Source organism: Microvirga medicaginis (assembly GCF_052658925.1).
In genome coordinates this window covers 244,692-270,328 of record NZ_JBQWEL010000005.1, presented here as the reverse complement: position 1 = coordinate 270,328, position 25,637 = coordinate 244,692, and the positions used below count along the sequence as shown (strand labels likewise).

Annotated in this window: 22 protein-coding genes; 14 read left to right on the top strand and 8 right to left on the bottom strand. The window is 62.1% G+C overall.

Annotation, left to right across the window (positions count from 1 at the left end; genetic code table 11):
* The first annotated feature begins 191 nt into the window (after positions 1 to 191).
* The gene (locus tag ACUXUR_RS09810; RefSeq protein ID WP_445502160.1) at positions 192 to 1,823 is read left to right on the top strand and encodes an alpha-D-glucose phosphate-specific phosphoglucomutase; all 1,632 of its coding nucleotides are present in this window, start codon (positions 192 to 194) and stop codon (positions 1,821 to 1,823) included.
* A gap of 23 nt (positions 1,824 to 1,846) precedes the next feature.
* Here ACUXUR_RS09810 and ACUXUR_RS09805 read toward each other — a convergent pair whose 3' ends face one another.
* Positions 1,847 to 2,260: a VOC family protein gene (locus ACUXUR_RS09805; RefSeq protein ID WP_445502159.1), complete on the bottom strand. Its 414-nt coding sequence runs from the start codon at positions 2,258 to 2,260 to the stop codon at positions 1,847 to 1,849.
* A 359-nt stretch (positions 2,261 to 2,619) separates the two neighbouring features.
* On the opposite strand from ACUXUR_RS09805, the gene ACUXUR_RS09800 reads away from it, so the two are divergent.
* On the top strand, positions 2,620 to 3,000 hold the full coding sequence (locus ACUXUR_RS09800; RefSeq protein WP_445502158.1) for a hypothetical protein: 381 nt from the start codon (positions 2,620 to 2,622) through the stop codon (positions 2,998 to 3,000).
* Here ACUXUR_RS09800 and ACUXUR_RS09795 read toward each other — a convergent pair.
* A complete protein-coding gene (locus tag ACUXUR_RS09795; RefSeq protein WP_445502157.1) occupies positions 2,940 to 4,058 on the bottom strand; it encodes a LacI family DNA-binding transcriptional regulator in 1,119 nt (372 codons plus the stop codon). The genes ACUXUR_RS09800 and ACUXUR_RS09795 overlap by 61 nt on opposite strands.
* A gap of 259 nt (positions 4,059 to 4,317) precedes the next feature.
* Between ACUXUR_RS09795 and ACUXUR_RS09790 the strand changes: the two genes are divergently transcribed.
* From ACUXUR_RS09790 to ACUXUR_RS09760, 7 genes are all read left to right on the top strand, one after another.
* Entirely contained in the window at positions 4,318 to 5,838 is a 1,521-nt protein-coding gene (locus ACUXUR_RS09790) for a sugar ABC transporter ATP-binding protein (RefSeq protein ID WP_445502156.1), read from the top strand.
* Positions 5,835 to 6,833 carry an ABC transporter permease gene (locus ACUXUR_RS09785; RefSeq protein WP_445502155.1) on the top strand — a complete coding sequence of 333 codons (999 nt, stop codon included), beginning with the start codon at positions 5,835 to 5,837 and terminating at the stop codon, positions 6,831 to 6,833. Before ACUXUR_RS09790 ends, ACUXUR_RS09785 begins: the two co-directional genes overlap by 4 nt.
* A gap of 66 nt (positions 6,834 to 6,899) precedes the next feature.
* On the top strand, positions 6,900 to 7,850 hold the full coding sequence (locus ACUXUR_RS09780) for a substrate-binding domain-containing protein (protein ID WP_445502154.1): 951 nt from the start codon (positions 6,900 to 6,902) through the stop codon (positions 7,848 to 7,850).
* A 127-nt stretch (positions 7,851 to 7,977) separates the two neighbouring features.
* Positions 7,978 to 9,036 carry a sugar phosphate isomerase/epimerase family protein gene (locus ACUXUR_RS09775; protein ID WP_445502153.1) on the top strand — a complete coding sequence of 353 codons (1,059 nt, stop codon included), beginning with the start codon at positions 7,978 to 7,980 and terminating at the stop codon, positions 9,034 to 9,036.
* A gap of 13 nt (positions 9,037 to 9,049) precedes the next feature.
* Positions 9,050 to 10,225: a Gfo/Idh/MocA family protein gene (locus tag ACUXUR_RS09770; protein ID WP_445502152.1), complete on the top strand. Its 1,176-nt coding sequence runs from the start codon at positions 9,050 to 9,052 to the stop codon at positions 10,223 to 10,225.
* Between the two features lie 161 nt (positions 10,226 to 10,386).
* Positions 10,387 to 10,794 carry a Fur family transcriptional regulator gene (locus ACUXUR_RS09765; RefSeq protein WP_445502151.1) on the top strand — a complete coding sequence of 136 codons (408 nt, stop codon included), beginning with the start codon at positions 10,387 to 10,389 and terminating at the stop codon, positions 10,792 to 10,794.
* 201 nt (positions 10,795 to 10,995) lie between these two features.
* On the top strand, positions 10,996 to 11,448 hold the full coding sequence (locus ACUXUR_RS09760; protein ID WP_445502150.1) for a Fur family transcriptional regulator: 453 nt from the start codon (positions 10,996 to 10,998) through the stop codon (positions 11,446 to 11,448).
* 102 nt (positions 11,449 to 11,550) lie between these two features.
* Here the strand turns inward: ACUXUR_RS09760 and ACUXUR_RS09755 are convergent, their stop codons facing one another.
* Both ACUXUR_RS09755 and ACUXUR_RS09750 read right to left on the bottom strand, forming a co-directional pair.
* Positions 11,551 to 14,634, bottom strand: coding sequence for an efflux RND transporter permease subunit (locus ACUXUR_RS09755; RefSeq protein ID WP_445502149.1), 3,084 nt, complete (start codon positions 14,632 to 14,634; stop codon positions 11,551 to 11,553).
* Between the two features lie 11 nt (positions 14,635 to 14,645).
* Positions 14,646 to 15,779, bottom strand: a complete 1,134-nt coding sequence (locus ACUXUR_RS09750) for an efflux RND transporter periplasmic adaptor subunit (protein WP_445502148.1) — start codon at positions 15,777 to 15,779, stop codon at positions 14,646 to 14,648.
* A gap of 144 nt (positions 15,780 to 15,923) precedes the next feature.
* Here ACUXUR_RS09750 and ACUXUR_RS09745 point away from each other — a divergent pair, with 144 nt between their 5' ends.
* The 3 genes from ACUXUR_RS09745 (at position 15,924) to ACUXUR_RS09735 (ending at position 17,547) form a co-directional block, all read left to right on the top strand.
* Positions 15,924 to 16,493 (top strand): TetR/AcrR family transcriptional regulator, encoded by a 570-nt coding sequence (locus tag ACUXUR_RS09745; RefSeq protein WP_445502147.1) that lies wholly within the window; start codon positions 15,924 to 15,926, stop codon positions 16,491 to 16,493.
* Positions 16,494 to 16,568: 75 nt separating this feature from the next.
* The gene (locus ACUXUR_RS09740; RefSeq protein ID WP_445502146.1) at positions 16,569 to 17,039 is read left to right on the top strand and encodes a DUF1801 domain-containing protein; all 471 of its coding nucleotides are present in this window, start codon (positions 16,569 to 16,571) and stop codon (positions 17,037 to 17,039) included.
* A gap of 79 nt (positions 17,040 to 17,118) precedes the next feature.
* On the top strand, positions 17,119 to 17,547 hold the full coding sequence (locus tag ACUXUR_RS09735) for a DUF1801 domain-containing protein (protein WP_445502145.1): 429 nt from the start codon (positions 17,119 to 17,121) through the stop codon (positions 17,545 to 17,547).
* Between the two features lie 83 nt (positions 17,548 to 17,630).
* Here ACUXUR_RS09735 and ACUXUR_RS09730 read toward each other — a convergent pair whose 3' ends face one another.
* From ACUXUR_RS09730 to ACUXUR_RS09720, 3 genes are read right to left on the bottom strand one after another with little or no spacing between them, the layout of a single operon-like run.
* Entirely contained in the window at positions 17,631 to 18,803 is a 1,173-nt protein-coding gene (locus ACUXUR_RS09730) for a CaiB/BaiF CoA transferase family protein (protein WP_445502144.1), read from the bottom strand.
* A 5-nt stretch (positions 18,804 to 18,808) separates the two neighbouring features.
* A complete protein-coding gene (gene dapB, locus ACUXUR_RS09725; protein ID WP_445502143.1) occupies positions 18,809 to 19,615 on the bottom strand; it encodes a 4-hydroxy-tetrahydrodipicolinate reductase in 807 nt (268 codons plus the stop codon).
* A gap of 14 nt (positions 19,616 to 19,629) precedes the next feature.
* Entirely contained in the window at positions 19,630 to 20,838 is a 1,209-nt protein-coding gene (locus ACUXUR_RS09720; RefSeq protein ID WP_445502142.1) for an acyl-CoA dehydrogenase, read from the bottom strand.
* Positions 20,839 to 20,971: 133 nt separating this feature from the next.
* Here ACUXUR_RS09720 and ACUXUR_RS09715 point away from each other — a divergent pair, with 133 nt between their 5' ends.
* Positions 20,972 to 21,871 (top strand): LysR family transcriptional regulator, encoded by a 900-nt coding sequence (locus ACUXUR_RS09715; protein ID WP_445502169.1) that lies wholly within the window; start codon positions 20,972 to 20,974, stop codon positions 21,869 to 21,871.
* Here the strand turns inward: ACUXUR_RS09715 and ACUXUR_RS09710 are convergent.
* Positions 21,862 to 23,049: a multidrug effflux MFS transporter gene (locus ACUXUR_RS09710; protein ID WP_445502141.1), complete on the bottom strand. Its 1,188-nt coding sequence runs from the start codon at positions 23,047 to 23,049 to the stop codon at positions 21,862 to 21,864. The two genes, ACUXUR_RS09715 and ACUXUR_RS09710, sit on opposite strands and share 10 nt — an antisense overlap.
* A 939-nt stretch (positions 23,050 to 23,988) precedes the next feature.
* On the opposite strand from ACUXUR_RS09710, the gene ACUXUR_RS09705 reads away from it, so the two are divergent.
* Positions 23,989 to 25,590, top strand: coding sequence for an ABC transporter substrate-binding protein (locus ACUXUR_RS09705; protein ID WP_445502140.1), 1,602 nt, complete (start codon positions 23,989 to 23,991; stop codon positions 25,588 to 25,590).
* The last annotated feature ends 47 nt before the right edge of the window (positions 25,591 to 25,637 follow it).

Below are 25,637 nucleotides of genomic sequence, written 5' to 3'. Positions count from 1 at the left end.
TTGCTTTTGTTGGTCATGCGTGAAGAAATGCCCTGTCCACCATTCGCCATAGGATCTTCATCTTACCTTCATCTCGGCAGTGGCATCTGAAGGCCGCGGCCCTAAATTGGATGTCTGATCCGATTTCAGGGTCGCACCGAAACTTCAAGAACAGGCCGCGCAGAGCCGATACAAGGAAGTGGCAAGCACCGATGGCGATCACCCGCGTTCCGACCACCCCGTTTTCCGATCAGCGCCCAGGCACGTCGGGCCTGCGCAAGAAGGTGAAGGTCTTTCAGCAGCCGCGCTATGTGGAGAATTTCATCCAGGCGATCTTCGACAACGTGGAAGGCGCGAAGGGCTCGACCCTGGTGATCGGCGGCGACGGACGCTTCTTCAACGAGGCGGTGGTGCAGATCGCGCTCAAGATGGCGGCGGCCAACGGCTTCGGGCGCATCCTCGTCGGGCAGAAAGGCTTGCTGTCCACGCCTGCCGCCTCCTGCGTGATCCGCAAGCACAAGGCCGTCGGCGGCCTCGTGCTCTCGGCCAGCCACAATCCCGGCGGGCCAGACGGCGATTTCGGCATCAAGTTCAACATGTCCCATGGCGGACCGGCACCGGAATCCTTCACCGAGGCCGTGTTCAAGCGTGCAAGCGCGATCACCGAGTACAGGAGCGTCGAGGGTACTGACGTCGATCTCACGCGCATCGGTGAAACGAAGGTTGGCGAGACCATCGTCGAGGTGATCGATCCGGTGGCGGATTACGTGGATCTGATGGAGAAGCTCATCGATTTCGATGCCGTCTCTGAGCTCTTCCGCTCCGGCTTCCGCATGCGCTTCGATGCGTTGAACGCCATCACCGGTCCCTATGCCAAGACCATTCTGGAGGGCCGCCTCGGCGCGCCAATGGACACGGTGGTGAATGGCGAGCCGAAGCCCGATTTCGGCGGCCATCATCCCGATCCGAATCCCGTCCATGCCCATGACCTGATGGAGCTGATGATGGGCGCGGACGCACCCGATTTCGGCGCCGCCTCCGATGGTGACGGCGACCGCAACATGATCGTGGCGCGCGGGCTTTTCGTGACGCCGAGCGACAGCCTTGCGGTCCTCACGAGCCACGCCGATCTCGCGCCGGGCTATGCGAAAGGCCTGTCAGGTGTCGCGCGTTCCATGCCGACGAGCCGCGCCGTCGATCGCGTGGCGAACAAGCTCGGCATCAACTTCTTCGAGACACCCACCGGCTGGAAGTTCTTCGCCAATCTCCTCGATGCTGGGCTGATCACGCTCTGCGGCGAGGAGAGCGCAGGCACGGGATCCAACCACATCCGCGAGAAGGACGGGCTCTGGGCCGTGCTGCTGTGGCTCAACATTCTGGCCGTGACGAAGAAGCCGGCGGACCAGATCGTGCGCGAGCATTGGGCGATGTACGGGCGCGACTACTACACCCGCCACGATTACGAGGAGCTCGAGACCGCACCGGCGAACGAGCTGATGGACAATCTGCGCGCCAGGCTCGCGACCCTTCCCGGTCAGCGTTTCGGCGCGCTGACGGTGCAGGAATGCGACGACTTCTCCTACACGGATCCGGTCGACAACTCCGTGACGCCGAAGCAGGGCATTCGCATTCTGTTCAAGGAAGATGCGCGCGCCGTCTTCCGCCTGTCGGGCACCGGCACGTCAGGCGCGACATTGCGCGTCTATCTCGAACGCTTCGAGCCGGACACCAGCCGCCATAATCTGCCGACAGCCGAGGTGCTCGCCCCCGTAATCGAAGCCGCCAACGCGATTGCGGAGATCGCGTCGCGCACCGGCCGCAGCGAGCCGAGCGTCATCACCTGATGTTATCGAGAAGCTTCGGGCGATCAATAGGTCGCCCAGAGCCCCGGCGTTGCCAGTTCCAGCACATGTCCATCCGGATCGTGGAAATAGACGCTCGTGCCGCCTCGGGGCCAGGTGACCCTGCTGGTGATCGGAATGTCGCGGGCGCGCAGCTTCTCCTCCCACGCAACGAGCTCCTCGGCCGAGATGGCGAAGCCGAGATGGAGCGGCCCCTGCCCGTCATGGCCCGGAATGGTCCCGCCGGGTGTCGCCATGTCCTGGGCCGACGCGCCACGCAGGAAAAGCAGCAGCACGCTTTTCCCGCCCACATCGAAGGCGCACATGCGCTGGTTCTCGAACAGGAGCGGCAATCCGAGATCTCCCTCATAGAAAGCCCGCGCCCGCGTCAAGTCGTCCACGTAGAGGGCGGTTTCGAGGATGGAATTCAGCTGGGGCATGGCAGCTCGCGAAGCAATGTTGCATCAATTTTGATCGGCCTATCTTTAGGCGTGACCGCTTCCCCTGACAAAGCCTGCCTTTTTCATAGACGAAAAATTGGGCAGCTTTGCTGACCTTTTAATCTTGCGAACTTAATGAGCAGCTCTTAGTTATTGCAATGCAGCACGGCGATTGGCGTCGCAGTGCCGCTGCCCTTCTTGGGCGTTTCCTCCCTAAACTTCGGGCCGCTGGCAACAGCGGCCTTTTTTCTTGAGCTTGCGACTTTCCTGGATTTACGAGGGCTTAGGCCGCGGCCACCTTCCAGGAACCTCGCACTCTCCTGATGGTTTCCCCACCAACGGATCCCGGGAGAGTTTCGATGTCCACCCGTTCAGAGAACCCCAATCACAGAGACATTCCGCGCACGCACACCATCAAGCCGATGGATGCGCCGCCCATGAATGCGGGCTCGACTTCGGCGCAGCTCAAGGGCGATATCAACAGCGGGCGCACGGGCGACAAGAACGAGGTGTTCGATCCTGGACTATCCCCCCTCGGCACGGACGACGAAGCCGGCGGCGTTTCACCGAGCCCGGATCAGGTCGATCTCGCGCGGCACCAGGAAGGAACCGAGCGCTGGAAGAATGGCGCGGGCAAGGACAGCTATGCCCATCAGCACTCGCACATGGCGCTTTATGCCTATGTCGGCTTCATTGCCCTCGTTCTCGTGCTCTTTGCCGGCGCCTTCTCGATGTTTTGAGGCGGCGCGACGCTGTCGCGGATGATCAGTTCGGTTTCCAGGCGAATGCTCTTGGGCGACGGGCGCCCTTGCAGGAGATCGATGAGGACGGAGGCTGCCGCCTGTCCCAATTCCCGCCGCGGCTGACGAATCGTGGTCAATGCAGGCTCAGTCACGGCCGCGAATTCGATGTCGTCGAAACCGGCCACGGAGACATCTTCCGGAACCTTCAGCCCTGCGGACAGCAGCATGCGCATCAAACCAATCGCCATCTCGTCGCTGGTGCAGAACACGGCTGTCGGGCGCGTCGAACGCGCCACCAGAGCCCGACCAGCCTTCACACCGGATTCGATCGTGTAGTCGCCCGGAAGAACGAGCGCGGGATCGAAGGGCAGGCCCGCTGCCTTCAAGCCGTCCTTGTATCCCAGGAAGCGCTCTTTCTCGAGGATGTTGCTGGACGGGCCGCTGAGATAAGCGATGCTCCGGTGGCCGAGTGATGCGAGATGCTGCGTCATGCGGCTTGCAGCGGCGCGATTGTCGATCTCGATCTGCGGAATCTCGGCTGAGGGGATGGCCTCGCAGAGCGCCACGAGCGGAATGCCGGTCTTGGCGGGCATTCCCTCTCCCTCCCGGGTCTGCCCGAACAGATGACCGTTGAGGAGAATGGCGCCATCGACGCGCCCCGCCGCAGTGAAGGCTGCAAAATGCGCTTCCTTTTCGGGCGAGCCGTCGAGATCGCTGATGATCATGCCGTAACCTGCCTCGAACAGCCTCTCCTCGATGCCGCGCAGGATCTTGGAAAAGAACGTGTTCGACAGGTCCGGCAGGACGACGAGCACCATGTAGGTCTTTTGAGAGCGGAGCGATCGCGCGGCGGGATTGGGCACGTAGCCGGTCTTGGCGATGGCCTCCAGCACGCGGGCGCGCGCCTCCGGCGACACCCGCTCCGGCGTGGCCAGGGCCCGGCTCACCGTGGCCGTGGAGACATCGGCGAGCCTGGCCACATCCTGGATGCGCACCGCGCGGTGGCTTGCCGCGCCGTCCTCTTCCTGCCTGTCTGATGCCCCGCTCTCGTCCATGAAACTCCCCTACCTTGGTTCTGTTTGACAGAACCTGCCGTTTCGGTAAAGTTCTGATGTAATCGTTTACATAGCGGCATTGCCAAAGAATGGCATGCTCCTAGTTCGATAAGACAAGTCCCGCCAGAGGACGACATGGGAAATCGGAGGAAACGAATGCCAGCACGCGCCTCGTCCAGCTGATCGCCACTCAAGAACTGCCTGAACCACCGCTGTCGCGCCCGCGTCAGCGAACGGTGTCGTTTACCCGGAGCCGCGCATGGATTCCGTTCTTCGCGCAGAGAACATCTCGAAATCCTTCGGACCGATCGAAGTCCTGAGCGGCATTTCGCTCGATCTCCGGCCTGGTGAGATTCATGCGGTCATCGGCGAGAACGGCGCGGGCAAGTCGACCCTCATGCGCATTCTCTCCGGGCATCTCGCCCCCACGAAGGGCAATCTCTATCTCAACGAACGGCCGATCACCTTCGCCGGTCCGACGGATGCGGAAAGCCATGGCATCGTTCTGGTGCACCAGGAGATTCTGCTCGCCGAGGATCTGACGGTGGCGCAGAACCTTTTTCTCGGCCGTGAGATCAAGCGCTTCGGCTTCGTGGACGACAGGACGATGCGCGAGCGGACGCGTGGAATCCTGGCGGAACTCGGCACGAGGATCGACCCGGATCACGAGGTGCGCCGCCTCTCCATCGCCGACCGTCAGCTGGTGCAGATCGCGCGTGCTCTTCTGGTGCCGCACAAGGTCGTGGCCTTCGACGAGCCGACCGCCGTTCTCACGCCGATCGAAGCCGAGAGCCTCTTCACCATCATCCGCAGGCTGCGCGAGCACGGCGTGGCGGTGCTCTACATTTCCCATCGCCTCAACGAGGTCAAAGCGATCGCCGACCGGGTGACGGTCCTGCGCGACGGGCGCCATATCGCAACGCGCGACATCGAAGGTCTCGAGCCCCTCGAAATGGCTCGTCTGATGGTCGGGCGCGACATGTCCAAGCTCTATCCCGAAAAGCCGGACACCGCCTCCGACCAGATCGTTCTGTCGGTCCGGGACATGGCCGTGCCCGGCTACGTGGAGAACGCCTCCTTCACGCTGAAGCGCGGTGAGATCTTGGGTTTCGGGGGACTGATCGGCGCCGGACGCACGGAACTCTTCGAGGGCCTCGTGGGTCTTCGCCCGAGCCAGGGCACGATCACGCTCGATGGAAAGAATGTGCATTTCCGCGATGCGCGCGAGGCCATGGCAGCGGGGATCGTCTATCTCTCCGAGGATCGCAAAGGCAAAGGCCTGCTGCTGCAGCAGAGCTTAAGGGTCAACCTGTCGCTTGCCGCCCTCGACAGGTTCAGCCGCGGCTCGTTCATCGACGTGGGGGCGGAGGAAAAAGCGCTCGATGGAGCAATCAGGGATTTCGACATCCGCACCCGAAGCCGCGATCTGCTCGCGGGCCAGCTCTCCGGCGGCAACCAGCAGAAGCTCCTGCTCGCCAAGATGATGCTGCTTCAGCCGCGCATCATCATCATCGACGAGCCGACCCGCGGCGTCGATATCGGCACCAAGGAACAGATCTACCGTTTCATCGCGGGGCTTGCCGAGAATGGCCTCTCGGTGATCGTCATTTCCTCCGAGATGCAGGAACTCATCGGCCTCTGCCACCGTGTGATCGTGATGCGCAACGGGCGCGTCGCGGGCGAGGTCGCCCAGGCCGATCTGTCTGAGGATTCCATCGTTTATCTCGCCACTGGCGTTCACGAAGAAAGGGCGGCGGAAATCGCCGCAGGCCACGCATGACCGAAACCGTGCTTCGCACCGGCGCCGAGAAGCGCAAGCTCAAGATCGACATGCGGGCGCTTTCGCCCTTCATCGCCCTTATCGTGCTGGCGATCGCGGGGGCGCTCATCAATCCCGACTTCCTGTCGGTGTCGAACATTCTCAACGTCGTCACGCGCTCGGCCTTCATCGCCATCATCGCGGTCGGCGCCACCTTCGTGATCGCCGCTGGCGGCCTCGACCTCTCGGTCGGCTCCATGGCGGCGCTCACGGCAGGCGTCATGATCCTGACCCTGAACTCGCTCGGCGGCGCCGACATGGGCACGCTGGCGCTCGGCATGCTGGCCGCCATCGCCTTGAGCGCCGCGTGCGGTCTCGCCAATGGGCTCATCGTCACGTTCGGGCGCATCGAGCCCTTCATCGTCACGCTCGGCACCATGGGCATCTTCCGCTCGCTCGTAGTGTGGCTCGCTGCGGGCGGCACCATCACGATGCGCAATTTCGAGCTGCGCGAACTCTATCGCCCGGTCTATTTCGGCAGCCTCTTCGGCATCCCCGTGCCGATCATCGCCTTTCTCGTGGTTGCCGCCATCGGCGCGTTGATCCTCTACCGCACCTCTTTTGGACGCCATGTGGTGGCGCTGGGCTCGAACGAGGATGTGGCGCGCTATTCCGGCGTGCCGATCTGGCGCGTGCGCACGCTGACCTACATCATTCAGGGCATCTGCGTCGGCATCGCCGTGCTGGTCTATGTGCCGCGCCTCGGCTCCGCCACGCCGACGACCGGCCTTTTGTGGGAATTGCAGGCGATCACCGCCGTCGTCATCGGCGGCACGGCCCTCAAAGGCGGCGTCGGCCGCGTCTGGGGCACCGTCGTCGGTGCGGTGATTCTCGAACTCGTCGCCAACATCATGGTGCTGTCGAACTTCGTCTCCGAGTTCCTCGTCGGCGCGGTTCAAGGTGCCATCATCATTATCGCCATGCTCGTGCAGCGGTCAGTCCACCGCGGGCGATGAACCGGGGCGAAGTCCACCGGACAAAAGGACGAAGGGATTGAAACCAAAACCTCCAGGGAGGAACAGATGAAAACAACGCTTCTGAAAATCGCGGTCGCAGCCGGGCTCATGGCCGGTGTTGCGACGGGAGCGATGGCACAGCAGAAGAACGTGACGATCGCCGTCTCGATTCCGGCAGCCACCCACGGCTGGACCGGCGGCGTGGTCTACCATGCGCAGGAAACCGCCAAGCAGCTCGAGAAGGGCTATCCGGGCCTCAAAGTGATCGTGAAGACGTCGCCCGATGGCGCATCCCAGGCGAACGCTCTCGACGATCTGATGGCTCAGAAAGTCGATGCTCTCGTCGTCCTGCCCTTCAACTCGGACGAACTGACGAACCCGGTCCGTGAGGTGAAGAAGCGCGGCACCTTCGTGACGGTCGTCGACCGCGGCCTGAAGGATGCGTCGATCCAGGACATCTATGTCGCCGGCAACAACCCTGAATTCGGCCGCGTGGCGGGCAAGTATTTCGTCGAGAACCTGAAGCAGGGCAATGTCGTCGTCTTCCGCGGCATTCCGACCGTGATCGACGAGGAGCGCGTCACCAACTTCGAGAAGGCGCTCGAAGGCTCGGGCGTGAAGGTGATCGACAAGCAATATGCCAACTGGAACCGTGACGACGCCTTCAAGGTGATGCAGGACTTCCTCTCCAAGCATCCGAAGATCGATGCCGTGTGGGCTTCCGATGACGACATGGCGCTCGGCGTCATGGAGGCGATCCGTCAGGCCAAGCGCGAGGACATCAAGTTCGTTCTCGGCGGCGCCGGCATGAAGGACATGGTGAAGAAGGTGATGGACGGCGACAAGATGATCCCGGCCGACGTGTCCTATCCGCCGTCGATGATCTCCACCGCCATGGGTGTCACGGCTGCGCATTTCTACACCAACGCGCCCATGCGCGGCACCTACGTGCTCAATGCCCAGCTGATCACGAAGGACAACGCCAAGGAGCACTACTTCCCCGACTCGCCGTTCTAAGCGGCTCAACGCTCTCGCCCCTCCTCACCGAGGGGCGAGGCAACGGCAAGCCGCGTGCGCATTGCGCGAGCGGCTTTCCCTTGCCTGTTTCGCCTTCTTTCGCAGCCGCATCTTTGGGAGTTCACCCATGAAGACCATGAAAGGCCCCGGTCTCTTCCTCGCCCAGTTCGCAGGCGACGAAGCGCCGTTCAACTCGCTCGATTCCATCTGCCGCTGGGCCGCCTCCCTCGGCTACAGGGGCGTCCAGATTCCGACCTGGGACGCGCGCCTTTTCGACCTGAAGAAGGCTGCCGATTCGGAAGCCTATTGCGACGAGATTCAAGGCGTCGTCCGCTCTCACGGCCTGGAGATCACGGAGCTCTCCACGCATCTGCAGGGCCAGCTCGTCGCCGTGCACCCGGCCTATGACGAAGCCTTCGACGGCTTCGCGGCACCGGAGGTCCGCGGCAATCCGAAGGCGCGCCAGGCCTGGGCGGTGGAGCAGATGCTCATGGCCGCGAAAGCTTCGAAGCGCTTAGGGCTGAAAGCCAGCGTCACCTTCCCCGGCGCGCTCGCCTGGCCCTTCATGTATCCCTGGCCGCAGCGCCCGGCCGGTCTCATCGAGACGGCATTCGAAGAGCTTGGGCGGCGCTGGCGGCCCATCCTCGATGCCTATGAGGATGCGGATTGCGATGTGGCCTACGAGATTCATCCCGGCGAGGACATCCACGACGGCGCGACCTTCGAACGCTTCGTCGATGCCGTGGGCGGGCACAGGCGCGCCTGCATCAATTACGACCCGAGCCACTTCCTGCTGCAGCAGCTCGATTATGTCGCGTTCATCGATCTCTATCACGAGCGCATCAAGGCATTTCACGCGAAAGACGCCGAGTTCAATCCTTCCGGCCGCATCGGCGTCTATGGCGGCTATGAGAGCTGGATCAACCGCGCGGGCCGCTTCCGTTCACTGGGCGACGGGCAGGTGGATTTCAACGCCATCTTCTCCAAGCTCGCGCAGTACGACTACGATTCCTGGGCCGTGCTGGAATGGGAATGCGCCTTGAAGCATCCGGCGGACGGAGCGCGGGAAGGCGCGGAATTCATCAAGGCCCACATCATCCGCGTGACGGAGAAAGCCTTCGACGATTTCGCCGCCGGCGGAACGGACGAGGCGGCCAATCGCCGTCTGCTCGGAATCAGCGCTTGAAAGAGGTGACGCCATGACCATTGCAGGATCGCGTGATCAAAAGCTCAACCGCCGCCTTCGCCTCGGCATGGTCGGCGGCGGACGTGGCGCCTTCATCGGCGCCGTGCACCGCATCGCCGCCCGTCTCGACGACCGTTGGGAGCTGGTGGCGGGTGCGCTTTCCTCGGATCCGGAGCGGGCGCGGTTGTCCGGCGAGGATCTGCTTCTGCCATCCGATCGCATCTATGGCAGTTTCGAGGACATGGCGCAGCGCGAGGCGGCGCGGGAGGACGCCATCGATGCGGTCGCCATCGTCACGCCGAACCATGCGCATGCTGCTGCCGCCGAAGCCTTTCTGAAAGCCGGCATTCATGTGATCTGCGACAAGCCTCTCACCACGACGCGCGAGGAGGCTGAACGCCTTGCGGAACTCGCAAGAGAATCGGGCCTGATCTTTGCCGTCACCCACAATTACACGGGCTACCCGCTGGTGCGGCAGGCCCGTGCCATGGTGGCGGAAGGAGAGCTCGGCGCCATCCGTGTCGTGCAGGTGGAATACGCGCAGGACTGGCTTGCCACGCGGCTTGAAGAGACCGGCAGCAAGCAGGCCGAGTGGCGCACCGATCCCTCCCGCTCAGGCCCTGCGGGAGCGGTGGGCGATATCGGCACCCATGCGTTCAATCTCGCCGAGTTCATCACCAGCGACGAGGTCGCATCGCTTTCCGCGGAGCTGCACACTTTCGTGGAAGGCCGCAGGCTCGATGACAACGCCCATATGATGCTGCGTTTTGCATCAGGTGCGAAAGGCATGCTCTGGTGCAGTCAGGTGGCGGCGGGCCTGGAGAACGGCCTTCGCATTCGCGTCTATGGCGAGAAGGCGGGTCTCGAATGGCACCAGGAAAATCCGAACGTGCTGCTCTTCTCGCCTCTCGGTGAGCCACCCCGCATCATTCGCCGCAACGGCTATGGCGCGAACGAAGTCTCGCAGGCGGCCTCGCGCATCCCGGGCGGACATCCTGAAGGATATCTGGAGGGCTTCGCACAGCTCTACACGGACGTGGCGGAGCAGATTGCTGCGCGGATCGAGGGGCGTGAGCCCAATCCCTTCTCGCTGCAGGTCCCGACCGTCGAGCACGGCGTGCGCGGCGTGCGCTTCATCGAGGCGGCGGTCCGATCGTCGCAGGCCAAGGCTGCCTGGGTGGATGTCTGATCCTTCCTCAGGCCCGCTGTCCCGCCGCAGCCGATGGGACAGCGGGTGCCTAGCATGGAGATGGCCTATCAAGTGCGGGTTGTTGTCTCCTGCCTTGAAATCAGTCCCGTAATCATGACGTATAGGATTGACCAAGCCTTCTTTGGAAAATCGATCCTGTCATGGCCGCGAACCATCATCACCATGCCCTCGAGGAGCTGAACGACACGCAAAAGCGCGTTCACCGGATCCTGACCGCTGCTCAGAATCCGCTTTCGGCCTATGAGGTGCTGGACAAGATGCGCGCCAAGGGCGCGGTCACGCCGCCGACGGTCTATCGCTCCCTCGATAAGCTCATCGAGAAGGGCCTGGCCCACCGGCTCGAGAGCCTCAACGCCTATGTGGCCTGCAAACACCCCCATCATCATGAAATGGCGGCCTTCGCGATCTGCGAGAATTGCGGCCTTGTCACGGAATTCAGCGATCCGAACATCAACGAGCGGCTCTCACAATGGAGTGAGGATCATTCCTTCTGCTCCAAGAAGGTTACCGTGGAAATCCGCGGCCTCTGTGAAGCCTGTTCCAGGTGATGTTATATTATGAAACTTTCATTTCCTGAAATTGTTATTATGGATCACATTGCTCGATCCTAGGGAACTTATCTGCCAAATCGCCAACTTCCGCTAAGGAATATGCAGAATTGCAAGGCTTTATTGCAACGATAGCACATTGTTTGGCCGACTCTTCCCCTATATGAATGTGTAGGTTTTGAAATAACAGGAGCGTCGCCCATGAGCACCCGTGCCCTCAGGAAAGAAGAAGAAGAAAACCTCCTCCGCCGTGCAGACGATCTGTGCCGTCAGAACAACCTTCGTCTGACTCCGATCCGTGAGCGCGTTTACCGCGAGCTGGTTCAGAGCGGCGGCCCCGTGGGAGCTTACGATCTCGTTGACCGTCTCAGCAGCGACAAGAAGCGCTTGGCCCCGGTCACGATCTACCGCGCTCTCGACTTCCTGCGCGATGCAGGCCTCGTTCACCGCCTCGCCACGCAGAACTCCTACGTGGTCTCCCATGGCCAGCCTGAAGTGAACGCCATGAAGATCATGTTCGTAGATTCCAAGACAGGCGAGACCATCGAGGTCCACTCCACGGAAGTGGCCGAAGCCGTCCGCAAGGCAGCCGAGCAGGCCGGCTTCAAGTCGGTCTCGCCCTTCATGGAAGTTGAAGGCGAGCTGACCCGCTAAGGTTTCTAACCTGAATACGAAAAAGGCGGAGCGCTGGTCGCCTCCGCCTTTCTCTTTGAGGGCATCATGAAAAAGGCCGGGCATTTGCCCGGCCTTTTCTTTTTACTCCGCGGCCAGAGCCTGACGGTGGGCGCGCGTCTCGCTCGCCTTCGCGCTCCGCACGGTTTCCTTGGAAATGTAGGTGTAGAACATCGGCACCACGAAAAGCGTGAAGATCGTGCCGATGGACATGCCGGCTGCGATCACGAGCCCCATGGAGAAGCGAGCCGCCGCACCTGCGCCGCTGGCATAAAGCAGCGGAGCGACGCCAAGCACCATGGCGGCCGTGGTCATGAGAATCGGACGCAGACGGACGCGGGCAGCTTCCTGAATCGCCTCGCGCTTGCTGACGCCATGCTTCGCCTTCAGATCGTTGGCGAATTCCACCATCAGGATGCCGTGCTTGGTGATCAGGCCCACCAGGGTGATCAAGCCCACCTGCGTGTAGATGTTGAGCGTCGCCAGACCGAGATTCAGGAAGATCATGGCGCCGAACACGGAGAGCGGAACCGACATCATGATGATGAATGGATCACGGAAGCTCTCGAACTGCGCCGCCAGCACCAGATAGATCACGATGACGGCAAGCCCGAAGGCGAGCAGGATCGAACTGCCTTCCTGCACCTCGAGGCGCGACTGACCGGCATAATCCTCATAGAAGCCCTGGGGCATGACCTCCCGCGCGATGGAGCGCAGGGTGGCCAAGCCTTCCGACGTGGTCACGCCGGGCAGGGGCAGCGCCGAGATCGTGGCCGCGTTCAGCTGATTGAACTGCTCGATAGAAGCCGGCGCGGCATCCGTCGTGATGTTCACCAGAGCCGAGAGCGGCACCATGGAGCCGTCGGAGGCCCGCACATAATACTGGCCCAGAAGCTCAGGGTTCAGGCGGTCGGCCTGCCGGACCTGGCTCACCACGTCATAGCTGCGGTTATCCCGATCGAACTTGGAGATCGGGGCGCCACCGACGAGCGCACCGAGCGTGTTGCCGATCTCGCTCACCGGCACACCGAGAGCCGCCGCGCGGTCACGGTCCACGGTGATGCGCGCACGAGGCGTCTCGTAGGAAATCGAGTTCTGTACGACGATGAACTTGCCCGACTTCTGCGCGCGCTGGCGCACCTGTTCCGCAACCTCATAAGCCTGAGCAGGGTCGCCGATGGTACGCAGCACGTACTGGATCGGCAGACCGCCGCCCGCGCCCGGGAGAGACGGAGGTGCGAAGACGAAGGCCTGGACGCCGCCGTTCTGATCCAGAAGATTCTGGATCTCCTGCTTGGTTTGCACCCCCTTCTTCGCGCGCTCGTCCCAAGGCTTCAGCTTGAAGCCCACGAAGCCGCCGCCGCCGCCGTCGATACCGACGATCAAGAAGCTGGCATCGATCTCGGGGATCTTTTCGGCAGCGCCGGTGAACTGCTGCGCGAAGGTCTGCGTATAATCCGCGGTTGCATATTTCGGCGCGTTGACGAGGCCGAGATAGGCACCCTGATCCTCTTCCGGCGCGAGCTCCGCGGAGGTCTTCGAGAACAGGAAGCCCGTCGTCCCGAGGAGCACCACCACGATGATGAGCGTGACCCAGCGATAATCCAGTGAGCCCGTCAGTCGACGCCCATACCAGTTCTCGAGCCGCGTGAAGGTGCGGTCCACGAAGCTCGCGAACCGGCTCTGTGCCGCGTGAGGCTTCAGGAGCTTCGAGGACATCATGGGCGAGAGCGTCACCGCGATGATGCCGGAAATAATCACCGACCCGGCGAGCGTGAAGGCGAATTCGCGGAAGAGCGAACCCGTCAGGCCTTGCGTGAAGCCGATGGGCGCATACACCGCCGCCAGCGTGATGGTCATCGAGATGATGGGAAGGAAGATTTCCTTCATGCCCACGATGGCTGCGTCGACCGGCTTCAGTCCTTCCTCGATGTGACGGTGGATATTCTCCAGCACCACGATGGCATCGTCGACCACGAGACCGATGGCGAGCACCATCGCCAGCAGGGTCAGGAGGTTGATCGAGTAGCCCAGCGCATAGAGGAAGAAGCACACGCCGACGAGCGAGAGCGGGATCGTGACGATCGGGATCAGCACCGAGCGGAAGGAGCCCAGGAACAGCAGAATCACGATCACGACGATGAGCGCAGCCTCGCCGATGGTCTTGAACACCTCTTCGATGGAGGCCGAGATGAAGTCGGACGCATCGTAGACGATCTGCACCGTCATGCCCTTGGGCAGGGTCGGACGGATGTTTTCGATCTCCTTGGTCACTTGATCGGCAACCGTCAGCGGGTTGGCAGACGGTGTCGGCGTGACGCCGATGAAGGTGCCTTCCTTGCCATTGAAGCTCACCTTCACATCGGTGCTTTCCGGACCGAGCTCCACATCGGCCACGTCGCGCAGGCGCACGACCTGATCGCCATTCGAGCGGATCGGCAGCGCGCCGAAAGTCTCAGGCGTCTGCAATGTCGTCTGCATCTGCAGCGAATAGGCCACGTATTCGTTCTGGGTCTTGCCGGGGGCCGCGAGGAAGTTGTTGGCGCCGATGGCCTGCACCACGTCGCCAGCCGTCACGCCACGAGCAGCGAGGCGAACGGGATCGATCCAGACGCGCATGGCGAAGTCGCGCCCGCCGAGGATTTCGGCATTGCCGACGCCTTCGAGCGTGGCAAAGCGCGGCTGCACCACGCGGGTGAGAAATTCCGACACCTGCTCGGGATTCATCTCCGTCGAGGCGAAGGTGATGTACATGAGGGCGAAGGTCTGGCCCGTGCCCTTCACGATCACCGGATCTTCAGCCTCGGAAGGAAGCTGCGCGCGCACCTGCTGCACCTTGGCGGTGACTTCGGTGAGCGCCGCGTTCGGATCCGTGTTCAGGCGCATGCGCACGGAAACCGTGCTCACGCCGAGACGGCTCTGCGTGGTGACGTAATCGACACCTTCGGCACTTGATACCGACTTGGCGATGGGCGTGCTGATGAAGCCCTGAATCAGGTCGGCGCTCGCACCCGTATAGGTCGTGGTGATCGTGATCGTGGTTTCCTCGACCTCGGGATACTGACGCACCTGAAGGCTCATCAGACCCTGCGCACCGAGCAACAGGATCAGGAGGCTCACCACCATCGACAGAACGGGGCGGCGTATGAAAAGCTCTGTGAAACTCATGACGTTCTTGCCTATTGCCCGTTTGCGAGCCTGGTCGCGTCGAGCTTCGTCACATCAATGGTGTTGTCGATCTTCACCGTCGAGCCGGCCTGCAGCTTGTTCTGCCCCGAAGCCACGATCTGCTGACCGGGCGTGATGCCGGAGAGGATCTCGAGGGTGCCCCCGCGGCGGCGGCCGGTTTTCACGAAAACCTGTTTGACCACCTGAACCTGGTTGCCTGCCCTTTCTTCCTGCTCGATCGTGTAGACATAGTCGCCGTAGAGGCTGGTGATAACGGCCGTCTGTGGCACGGTAATGACGTTGGGCTGCTCCGGCAGGATCACTTCGACGTGCAGGAACTGCCCCGGCAGGATGGCCCGGTCCTTGTTGTCCTCGATGAGAGCCTGCACGGAGACGAGTCGCGTCTTCGGATCGACGCGCGGATCCTTACCCGTTACACGGCCCTTATAAGGAAGATCGGCTTCGCTCACGCCCACGCGCACTTCCTGATTGAGCTTGACGTCGTCTGCCCGCTGCTCGGGAACCGTGAAGTCGACCTTCATCGAATCGAGATCCTGGAAGCTCGCAATCACCGATCCGGGTTGGAGATATTGTCCAACGTCGATCCGCGGAATCCCGATCACGCCTGAGAAGGGCGCCTTCAAAGCCTTCTGCTCGATAGTGGCCTGCAGGCGTGCAAGACGGGAGCGCGCTGCGGCAAGCACGGCGCTCGCCTGATCGAGATTTGCCTCGGTGCCGAAGCCGCGCGACGACAGCGTCTTGGCACGTTCGAAGGCACTCTCGGCCGTCTTTACCGCAGCCTGAACGTCCTGAAGGTCCGCGCGCTCGACAGTATCGTCGAGCTGGACGAGAACATCGCCCTCGCGAATGTTCTGGTTGGCCTTGAATTTGATTTCCTTGACGATGCCCGCCGTCTCGAAGGCAAGCTCCACGCCATTCGCAGCCTTGGCGGTGCCGATGGCGGCAATGCTCGGCGTCCAGGTCTTAGCCTCCACCTTGGCAGCCGATACCGTCTGCGCCGGCGGCTGCATGTTGGCGAAGAACTGAGTGATCATCTTGTCCCGGAAGATGTTGAACCCAATCAGCCCGGCACAGAGCAAGATCGCGAAAAGAAAGACGAGACTGACTACGATGCGCCGTTTCATGGGCTTCTTCCGAGAGTTAAAGGCCCGCCGGGCGGGCTGCAGACTTGTAAAATGAGGGTGCGGCATTAGCGCAACTTACTATTGACGCCAAGGCCGTGGCATCATTTATATACCGACTGGACGGTTTAGTTGCAAGAGTTCCCAATGTTGGAAAATATCCGAGGCCGCAAGAGTTCCCGCGAGAAGATTCTCGACGCGGCCGCGGAGCTTGTTGCCGAGATCGGCGCCGGTCGCCTGACTCTCGATGCCGTGGCCGAGCGAGCCGGGCTCAGCAAGGGTGGGCTACTTTATAACTTTCCCTCCAAGGATGCGCTGCTTCAGGCCATGATCCAGCGCATGATCGACCAAGTGTCGGACGCCAAGGAGAGCCTGCGCACTCAGATGGAGCCCGGCCCCAACCTGGAAGCGCGACTTGTCGCGACAACTCTTCTCAATATGTGCTGCGGCGGCAAGATGCAGGAGGTCGCCACCGGGCTCATGGTCGCCTCGGCGGAAAACCCGCGCCTGCTTGATCCTGTCCGTGGCGTTATTTCCGCGACGCTGGAACAGGTCAAGGCGAGTTCCGATGATCTCGACGCCGCGCTTCTAGGCTGGCTTGCTGTCGAAGGCTTAAGCAATCTCGAGATGCACAATCTCAGCCCCTTCTCGGATCAGGACCGCGAGCGGATCGTGCAGGCGATCAATCGCCTGCTCACGAAGGGCATCGCCAAGTAGACTTAAGCTCTCACTAGACTGAGCGTCGAGGGCCCGTTTACAAAGTTGCAGAGCAGTAGCATCTGGGTGAACGTGATGGCCCAAACGACGTCCAAGAAATCGGCTCAGGTCGCGAAGAAGGTCGCCGCCAAGCAGGTCGATGCGAAGCCGACTCTCCGCGCAGGCGGCAATCCGCAGATCGCGAAAGCCAACGGCGATGCCCCCGTACAAGCCTACATCGCGGCCATGCCGGGCTGGAAACACGACGTCGGACGCCGCCTCGACGCGCTGATCGTGCGCACCGTCCCCGGCGTGCGCAAGGCGATCAAATGGAACTCGCCTCTGTACGGCGTCGAGGGCCGAGGCTGGTTCCTCGGCATCCATTGCTTCACGAAGTACGTCAAGGTGGCTTTCTTCCGCGGCGCGGCACTGCGTCCTGTCCCCCCGGTCGAATCCAAGGACAAGGACACGCGCTATTTCCACATCCACGAGGACGATCAGCTTAATGAGGAACTCGTGGCGGGTTGGATCAGGCAGGCCTCTGAGCTGCCCGGCTGGGTCTCGTAGTGCGGGTAAGGATCTTCACGATTAGTCTCCCGCATTCGGTTCAATCCAAGAAACAAGAGCAACGGAAAGAGAAAACATCATGGGGAAGAGCGGGTCTCAGGAAGCAAGGTCTCCATCTCAGCTGATCGACGAGAGGATCACGGAACTGGGTGATTGGCGGGGCGAGATGCTCTCCCGTCTCCGCGCCTTGATCCAGCAAGCCGATCCCGAGATAGTCGAGGAGTGGAAGTGGAGAGGAGTTCCGGTGTGGTCGCACGCCGGAATCATCTGCACCGGTGAGACATACAAGAACGTCGTGAAGCTGACCTTCGCAAAGGGCGCCTCGCTGGAGGATCCATCACACCTCTTCAACGCCAGCCTCGAAGGCAACACCAGGCGCGCCATCGATTTCCACGAGGGCGACAGGATTGATGAAGAGGCGTTAACGGCGCTCATTCGCGCCGCCGTGGCCCTGAACACGTCCTCAGCCGCAAAGAGGCCGGGAAGCGCGTCGAGAATGAGCGTCTAACAAAACTGCCCTGAGCCTCATCCTGAGGAGCAGACAAAGTCTGCGTCTCGAAGGATGAGGGTTTTGTGAGATCCTCTTAAGTCCTAAGCCATCCAGGACGGATCGTTCAGCACTTCATCCGTGTGCTCGCCGAGACGCGGCGAGGGACGCGCGGCCGCCATCGGCGCGCCATTCATGACGATGGGCGAACGCACGGACGGGATCGCGCCGCCTTTCGCAACGGGTGAAGGCAGATCGATCTTCATGCCGCGCGCAACCACCTGGGGATCAGCGAACACATCCGCAACCGTGTTGATCGGACCCGCCGGCACGCCCTGCTTTTCGAGAGCAGACAGCAGAGCCTCGCGCGTTGTTCGAAGCGTCAGCTCGGTGAGGATCGGCACGAGTTCGGCGCGATGCCGCACGCGGCCCGCATTGGTGGCGAAGCGCTCGTCCTGCGCGAGATCAGGGTTCCCGAGAACGGCCACGAAGCGGGAAAACTGACCGTCGTTGCCCACGGCCACGATGACGTGACCATCGTCAACGGGAAACACCTGATAGGGCACGATGTTGGGATGCGCATTACCCATGCGCCGGGGTGACTTGCCGGAGGCGAGATAGTTCATCGCCTGATTGGCGAGCACGCTCGTCTGCACGTCGAGCAACGCCATGTCGAGATGCGCGCCCTCCCCTACCTGATCACGACGGCGGAGCGCCGCGAGAATGCCGACCACCGAATAGACGCCGGTGAAGATGTCGACGTAAGCGACGCCGATCTTCTGCGGCTCGCCTTCAGGATCGCCGGTGAGATCCATGATGCCGCCTAAGCCCTGGATCATGAAATCGTAGCCCGCACGCGACGCATAGGGCCCGTTCTGCCCGAAGCCCGTGATGGAGCAATAGACGAGGCGTGGATTGACGGCTTTCAGACTCTCGTAATCGAGACCGTACTTCTTCAGCCCGCCAACCTTGAAGTTCTCGATCACGACATCCGCGTGAGCCGCGAGCTTGCGCACAAGCGCCTGACCCTCAGCACTTTCGAAATCAACGGCGATGGAACGCTTGCCGCGATTGCAGGAATGAAAATACGCCGCCGACAGATCGCCGCCATCGGCCGCCTCGACGAAGGGAGGTCCCCAGCCGCGCGTGTCGTCACCCGCGCCCGGCCGCTCCACCTTCACCACATCCGCGCCGAGATCGGCGAGGAGCTGTCCCACCCAGGGACCGGCGAGAATGCGGGCGAGTTCGAGGACCTTGAGACCTGCAAGCGGCTTCATGACAATCAATCCATCACGGCATCGAGGCCGCGCTTCAATCCGATGAAAGACGAGACACGGCGGGCCGCCAGAAGCGTACCGGCAACGTAGGGCGCAGCCGATGAACCCGCATCATGACGGATCACGAGCCGCTCATTGTCGGCGCCGAACACGGCCTCGCACGACAACACGAAGGACGGCATGCGCAGCGAATGAACCTGCACCGGCTCCCTCGCGCCGAGAGCGCCGCCGCGCGTTTCGCGCACGCCGGTGAGTTCGTTCACCGGCTTCGAGGTCGCAGGCTGGCGCACTTCGCTCAAAAGCTCTGCCAACTCGCGCGCCGTTCCTGATGGCGTGTCGGGCTTCTTCGCCGAAGCGTAATCGATCACCTCCACATCGGGCACATAGCGCGCAGCTTCGAGAGCAAAGCGGCGCAGCAGCGTCGCGGTGATGGAGAAGTTGCCCGCGGCAAGAACACCGCGCCCGGCCTTGAGCGCATGCCCATCGATCTCCGCATAATCCTCGGCGGAGAGGCCCGACGTGCCGATGACCACATGACGGCCCTGCGCCAGTGCCGTCAGAGCATGCGCCTTGACCGCGCCGGGCTTGGTGTAGTCGATCACCACGTCGGACGGGGCTTTCAGGGCCTCTTCGAGCGTTGCGCTGATCGCAACGCCGAGGGGGAGAAGACCGGCGGCCTCGCCCGCATCCTGGCCTGCCGCGCTGCGGCTGACCGCTCCTGTCAGGACGAGGTCGTCGGAGGCGGCAATGGCCGCAACGAGCGCCTTGCCGACCCAGCCGGTCGATCCCGCCAGAGTGATCCGAAGAGGCATTGCTCTTTCCCTTCTTAGAAGAACGCCTGCAGGCCCGTCTGCGCGCGGCCCAGGATGAGAGCGTGCACGTCGTGCGTGCCCTCATAGGTGTTCACCGTCTCCAGGTTCTGCGCGTGGCGCATCACGTGGTATTCCTCCTGGATGCCGTTGCCGCCATGCATGTCGCGGGCTTGCCGAGCGATATCGAGCGCCTTGCCGCAATTGTTGCGCTTCACGAGCGAGATCATCTCAGGCGCCATGCGGCCCTCGTCGAACAGACGGCCGACGCGTAAGCTGGCATGAAGGCCGAGGGTGATCTCGGTCATCATATCGGCGAGCTTCTTCTGCACGAGCTGGGTCCCCGCGAGCGGCTTGTTGAACTGCTTGCGGTCGAGCGTGTACTGGCGCGCGCGGTGCCAGCAATCTTCCGCCGCGCCCATCGCGCCCCAGGAGATGCCGTAGCGTGCGCGGTTGAGGCAGCCGAACGGCCCCTTCAGGCCCGACACGTTCGGCAGCAGCGCATCCTCGCCCACCTCGACGCCGTCCATGACGATCTCACCCGTGATGGAGGCGCGAAGGGAGAGCTTGCCGCCGATCTTCGGCGCGGAGAGACCCTTCATGCCCTTCTCCAGCACGAAGCCGCGGATCTCGTTGTCGTGGGCTTCCGACTTTGCCCACACCACGAACACGTCTGCGATGGGAGAGTTCGAGATCCACATCTTCGAACCCTTCAGGCGATAGCCGCCGTCGATCTTCTCGGCGCGGGTCTTCATGCCGGCAGGGTCGGAACCCGCATCCGGCTCGGTCAGGCCGAAGCAGCCCACGAACTCACCCGAGGCGAGCTTGGGCAGGTACTTCCGGCGCTGATCCTCGGAACCATAGGCATAGATCGGATACATCACGAGGGAGGACTGCACGCTCATCATGGAGCGGTAGCCGGAATCGACGCGCTCCACCTCGCGGGCCACGAGGCCGTAGGCGACGTAGGAAGCGCCCGCACAGCCGTACTCCTCCGGCAGGGTCACGCCGAGAAGGCCAAGCTCGCCCATCTCGTTGAAGATCTCGCGATCCGTACGCTCTTCGCGATAGGCCTCGATCACGCGCGGCAGGAGCTTGTCCTGGGCATAGGCGCGGGCCGTGTCACGGATCATGCGTTCGTCATCGGTGAGAAGATCGTCGAGGAGGAGCGGATCTTCCCACTTGAGCTTTGCGACTTCCTTGTGTGCACCTGCCATGATGAGCATTCCTCTTGTGAGCCGACGCGGAAGGCTGTTCCGGAGCGCCGGGTAAACCTCTTGAATTGTGCCGGAAAATCGCGCTGGACAGGGCCGATGTAAAGCGACATCTTCGCAGCAGGTTATTCGCAAATGGAATGAACTGGTGCTCCGTCGCGGCTTTCTGCCCAATATCGGCAATCTTCTCGCCTTCGAGGCCACGGCCCGGCATGGCAGCGTCTCGCGCGCCGCCGAAGAGCTGAACCTGACCCAAAGCGCCGTCTCCCGGCAGATCCAGCAGCTCGAGGATTCGCTCGGCGTTTCCCTCTTCAGCCGCTCCCGCCAGCGGGTGGTGCTGACCGATGTGGGACGTCTTTACGCCTCGCAGGTGCGCACCACGCTGTCTGAACTCTCGGACGCCACCCATCAGGCTATCGCTCTCTCAGGCACGAAGGGCGTTCTGAATCTCGCGACGCTTCCGACCTTCGGCACCCGCTGGCTCATACCGCGCATCCCGCATTTTCTCAGCCTTCACCCGGACGCGACGGTGAATTTCGGCGTACGCCTCGTGCCCTTCGATTTCGCCGCCGAGCCCTTCGACGCCGCCATCCACTTCGGTGAACCGCATTGGCCCGGCGCGATCTGCGAGCTGCTTCGACGGGAGGAGGCGGTGCCCGTATGCAGCCCCGCCTACCGGGAGTGCGAGAAGATTCATTCTCCTGAGGATCTCGCCCGCGCGACGCTGCTGCAGCAGAGCACCCGGCCGACTGCTTGGGCCGAGTGGTTTGCGAGCGTGAATGTGGAAGCCGGCAATGCGATCCGTGGTCCGCGGTTCGAGCAATTCGCCATGGTGGCGCAAGCCGCGGCCGCCGGACTCGGCGTCGGGCTCATTCCAAACTTCCTGATTGCAGACGAGCTTGCCTCAGGGCGCCTCGAGATTCTCTTCCCCCAGAGCATCCTGAGCGTCGGCGCCTATTATCTCGTCTATCCCGAGCACAAGGCCGAGGCGCCTCTGGTGCGTTCCTTCCGCGATTGGATTCTCGTAGAAAGCCGTCAGGGGTAGACGCGCTTCGGCTTCAGGGTGCGCATGCTTAAGATAAAGGCAGCCCAGCCACAGAACACGATGGCTCCCGTCATGGACAGCGAGGTTCCGTTGTAGAGCGCGCTCGTGAGCGCGATCATCACCGCACCCGTGCTGAGCTGCAGCGTGCCCATGAGCGCCGATGCAGTCCCGGCGATCGGTCCATGCTCTTCCAAGGCCAGAACCGCTGTCGAGGGAATGACGTAGCCAAGGCAGCCGAAGGAGAGGAACAGAAGGCCCCAGAGGACATAGGCATTGTCGATGCCGGCCAAGGTCAGAATGAACAGCAGGCTTACCAGAGCAACGAAGCCGGAAATGGCCGTGCGCACCAAACGCTCGGCACCGAAGCGGCGCATGAGAATGCTGTTGAACTGCGCACTGCCGATGAAGGCGATCGCGTTCGAGGCAAAGATCATGCTGTAGTGCGAGGGCGAAAGACCGTAATGCTCGATGAAAATCACGGACGAGCCGGCAAGATACGCAAAGAAGCTCGCCTGACTGAAGCCGCCCGTGAAAGCGATCCCTAGGAAACGGCGGTCTTTCAGAAGGGCCTTGTAAGTGGAGAACGCTTGGGCGATGCCTCGCTGACCTGCACTCTCGGGCCGCGTCTCCGGCAGCAGGAAGAAGAGCACGGCCATGCCAGCCAAGCCGATTGCCGCGATGGCCCAGAAGATGAAGCGCCAGCTGTAGAACGCAGTCAGTGTGCTGCCAGCGAGCGGAGCGAGGATCGGCGACACGCTGAAAACCAGCATCGTGGTCGCCATCAGGCGAGCGGCTTCGTGACCGGTATGCAAATCGCGAATGATCGCGCGGGGAATCACCATGGCGGCGCAGGAGCCGACGCCCTGCAGGAAGCGAAAGGCGATGAGCATCTCGACATTCGGCGCGAAGCTGCAGCCGATGCTGCCGAGGATGAAAAGTCCCAAGCCCGCATAGAGGGGCGGCTTGCGGCCGAACCGGTCGGAGAGAGGCCCATAGGCCAGCTGGCAGACGGCGACCGCGAGGAAGAAGCTCATCAGGCTCATCTGCACGGCGCTGACATCGACCTGGAGCTCGCGGGCGATGGCCGGGAAGGCAGGCAGATACATGTCGATGGCGAAGGGTCCGATCGCGGACAGCATTCCGAGGACGAGGGCATTGCGCAGAAAGGCGGATCGCATGGCAAAGGCTTTCGTGGCCTAAAGCTTACGGGAAGCTGGATTGAGAAAACGGCCCGGCGGAAAGGGCATCAACTCGGGCAAACAACGTCTGGAGGGCGTGCCCGGGTCGATGGTCAGAGGCCACGCGGCGAAGGACACGTTTCTGCTTTTATGGCCCAGGCGTCACCCGTCAAGCGGACCCACCCAAGTTTCCCGGGACGATAACCCACCCATGGGACGGTTACTTACCTTCGTTAGCGATGCTTGGCCAGGTGACGCTGAAGATTTACCGAATGCGCAGGCCTTTTGAGGGCTCATCTCATGGGGGAACCAACCCCAGGGGGCCGCCCGGCCGCCAGAGGCCGCGCCACACATGATGTGTTCCCCTCCATCGCCGAACGGGCCTGGACGCCATATGCTTGAGGAAGACCGGAATCCGGGGAAATGACCAGGCAGGGTCATCCGGGCGACAGCTCTCGCGTTTCCTCTCTGGTTGCCGAGAGGAGGAGCCCCATGAGAATCAGGGCCGCTGCCGACTGCTCCGACAGAAACTGGGCCCATGAACACCGCCTCACCTTTCGGAAGGAGCACAGCGCGCTAGAGCCTCGGACGAAAAAAGTGGAATCTACTTTTGGGATTCGATCCGATGCTTTCTTCTTTGATGAGTGCATCGTTTGAGCGGAAAACCGGGTCCACTTTTCGCTGACGCGGCCCTTCGGGTCCGCACGATGCGCTAAGGCTGTGGATGAAAGGGCTCCCAACCGCCTCGAAGGCGTGCAGAATCGCGGAAAATAAAAACCGGCCGGTTTTTGAAAAAAACTGCACGAAACCGGCACAAAATGGTAAATTTATTCTAAAAATTAGCCAAGGTTGCCGGGACAGATTGACATTATTGGAGCTTCGCACCTTAACTTCGTCACAGAACGGCCACATGTAGTGCCGTCTCAGAGGACCAAGATAATGAAGAAATCAGCCCTTTTCGCAGCCATCTGCGTTCCGGCTTTCCTGGCGGCGGCCCCCCTGGCTGCCAAAACCCTCGTGTACTGCTCCGAGGGCAGCCCGGAGAACTTCTATCCCGGCGTGAACACCACCGGCACGTCTTTCGACGCCAGCGAGCAGATCTACAGCCGCATCGTCGAGTTCGAGCGCGGCGGCACGAAGGTTCAGCCGAGCCTCGCCGAGAAGTGGGATGTGTCCGCTGACGGCACCGTCTACACCTTCCACCTCCGCAAGGGCGTGAAGTGGCACTCCAACAAGAACTTCAAGCCGACCCGCGACATGAACGCCGACGACATCGTGTTCATGTTCGAGCGTCAGTGGAAGGAAGAGAATCCGTATTTCAAGGTCACCAGCCCGAACCACTCCTACTTCGGCGACATGGGCATGCCCAAGCTGCTGAAGTCGGTCGAGAAGGTCGACGACTACACCGTTAAGGTGACCCTGAACCAGCCTGAGGCTCCGTTCCTGGCCGACCTCGCCATGATGTGGGCGAGCGTCCAGTCGAAGGAATATGCGGATGCCATGCTGAAGGCGGGCACTCCCGAAAAGATCGACCAAGAGCCGATCGGCACGGGCCCGTTCTATCTGGTGCAGTACCAGAAGGACGCCATCATTCGCTACAAGGCCTTCCCCGAGTACTTCCGTGGCAAGGCTCCTCTCGACGACCTCGTCTTCTCGATCACCCCGGACGCTTCGGTGCGCTGGGCGAAGCTCCAGAAGGGCGAGTGCCACGTCATGCCGTATCCGAACCCGGCTGACCTCGAGGCCATGAAGAAGGACCCGAACGTCCAGATCCTGGAACAGCCCGGCCTGAACATCGGCTACCTCGCCTATCAGACCACCAAGAAGCCTTTCGACGACGTTCGCGTCCGCAAGGCGGTGAACATGGCCATGAACAAGAAGGCCATCGTTGACGCGGTGTTCCTCGGCTCCGGCGTTCCGGCCAAGAACCCGATCCCGCCGTCCATGTGGGGGTACAACGACTCCGTGAAGGAAGACGAGTACAACCCGGACGCCGCCAAGAAGCTGCTGGCCGAAGCCGGCTACCCGAACGGCTTCGAGACCGATCTGTGGGCCATGCCGGTTCAGCGTCCCTACAACCCGAATGCTCGCCGCATCGCGGAGCTCATGCAGGCCGACCTCGCCAAGATCGGCGTGAAGGCCGAGATCAAGAGCTTCGAGTGGGGCGAGTACCGCAAGCGCGCCCAGGCCGGCGAGCACCAGATGGCTCAGCTCGGCTGGACGGGCGACAACGGCGATCCGGACAACTTCCTGCACACGCTGCTCGGCTGCGCCTCGGCGCAGAGCGCTTCGGGCTCGAACATCGCCAAGTGGTGCTACAAGCCGTTCGACGATCTCGTCACGAAGGCAAAGGTCACGACCGATCAGGCCGAACGCACGAAGCTCTACGAGCAGGCTCAGGTGATCTTCAAGGAGCAGGCTCCCTGGTTCACCATTGCTCATGCCGTGCAGCTGAAGCCGGTCCGCAAGGAAGTGGTTGACTTCAAGCTCTCGCCGTTCGGCCGTCACACCTTCTACGGCGTGGACCTCAAGGGCAAGTAAGCCTTCCCACTCAACCCATGGCGGAGCGGCTCGTTCAGCCGCTCCGC

What these genes read in the sequence shown, in the direction of transcription:
- ACUXUR_RS09810 (WP_445502160.1), top strand. Translation starts at nt 192, where the DNA reads ATGGCGATCACCCGCGTTCCGACCACCCCGTTTTCCGATCAGCGCCCA.
- ACUXUR_RS09805 (WP_445502159.1), bottom strand. Translation starts at nt 2,260, where the DNA reads ATGCCCCAGCTGAATTCCATCCTCGAAACCGCCCTCTACGTGGACGAC.
- ACUXUR_RS09800 (WP_445502158.1), top strand. Translation starts at nt 2,620, where the DNA reads ATGTCCACCCGTTCAGAGAACCCCAATCACAGAGACATTCCGCGCACG.
- ACUXUR_RS09795 (WP_445502157.1), bottom strand. Translation starts at nt 4,058, where the DNA reads ATGGACGAGAGCGGGGCATCAGACAGGCAGGAAGAGGACGGCGCGGCA.
- ACUXUR_RS09790 (WP_445502156.1), top strand. Translation starts at nt 4,318, where the DNA reads ATGGATTCCGTTCTTCGCGCAGAGAACATCTCGAAATCCTTCGGACCG.
- ACUXUR_RS09785 (WP_445502155.1), top strand. Translation starts at nt 5,835, where the DNA reads ATGACCGAAACCGTGCTTCGCACCGGCGCCGAGAAGCGCAAGCTCAAG.
- ACUXUR_RS09780 (WP_445502154.1), top strand. Translation starts at nt 6,900, where the DNA reads ATGAAAACAACGCTTCTGAAAATCGCGGTCGCAGCCGGGCTCATGGCC.
- ACUXUR_RS09775 (WP_445502153.1), top strand. Translation starts at nt 7,978, where the DNA reads ATGAAGACCATGAAAGGCCCCGGTCTCTTCCTCGCCCAGTTCGCAGGC.
- ACUXUR_RS09770 (WP_445502152.1), top strand. Translation starts at nt 9,050, where the DNA reads ATGACCATTGCAGGATCGCGTGATCAAAAGCTCAACCGCCGCCTTCGC.
- ACUXUR_RS09765 (WP_445502151.1), top strand. Translation starts at nt 10,387, where the DNA reads ATGGCCGCGAACCATCATCACCATGCCCTCGAGGAGCTGAACGACACG.
- ACUXUR_RS09760 (WP_445502150.1), top strand. Translation starts at nt 10,996, where the DNA reads ATGAGCACCCGTGCCCTCAGGAAAGAAGAAGAAGAAAACCTCCTCCGC.
- ACUXUR_RS09755 (WP_445502149.1), bottom strand. Translation starts at nt 14,634, where the DNA reads ATGAGTTTCACAGAGCTTTTCATACGCCGCCCCGTTCTGTCGATGGTG.
- ACUXUR_RS09750 (WP_445502148.1), bottom strand. Translation starts at nt 15,779, where the DNA reads ATGAAACGGCGCATCGTAGTCAGTCTCGTCTTTCTTTTCGCGATCTTG.
- ACUXUR_RS09745 (WP_445502147.1), top strand. Translation starts at nt 15,924, where the DNA reads ATGTTGGAAAATATCCGAGGCCGCAAGAGTTCCCGCGAGAAGATTCTC.
- ACUXUR_RS09740 (WP_445502146.1), top strand. Translation starts at nt 16,569, where the DNA reads ATGGCCCAAACGACGTCCAAGAAATCGGCTCAGGTCGCGAAGAAGGTC.
- ACUXUR_RS09735 (WP_445502145.1), top strand. Translation starts at nt 17,119, where the DNA reads ATGGGGAAGAGCGGGTCTCAGGAAGCAAGGTCTCCATCTCAGCTGATC.
- ACUXUR_RS09730 (WP_445502144.1), bottom strand. Translation starts at nt 18,803, where the DNA reads ATGAAGCCGCTTGCAGGTCTCAAGGTCCTCGAACTCGCCCGCATTCTC.
- dapB (WP_445502143.1), bottom strand. Translation starts at nt 19,615, where the DNA reads ATGCCTCTTCGGATCACTCTGGCGGGATCGACCGGCTGGGTCGGCAAG.
- ACUXUR_RS09720 (WP_445502142.1), bottom strand. Translation starts at nt 20,838, where the DNA reads ATGCTCATCATGGCAGGTGCACACAAGGAAGTCGCAAAGCTCAAGTGG.
- ACUXUR_RS09710 (WP_445502141.1), bottom strand. Translation starts at nt 23,049, where the DNA reads ATGCGATCCGCCTTTCTGCGCAATGCCCTCGTCCTCGGAATGCTGTCC.
- ACUXUR_RS09705 (WP_445502140.1), top strand. Translation starts at nt 23,989, where the DNA reads ATGAAGAAATCAGCCCTTTTCGCAGCCATCTGCGTTCCGGCTTTCCTG.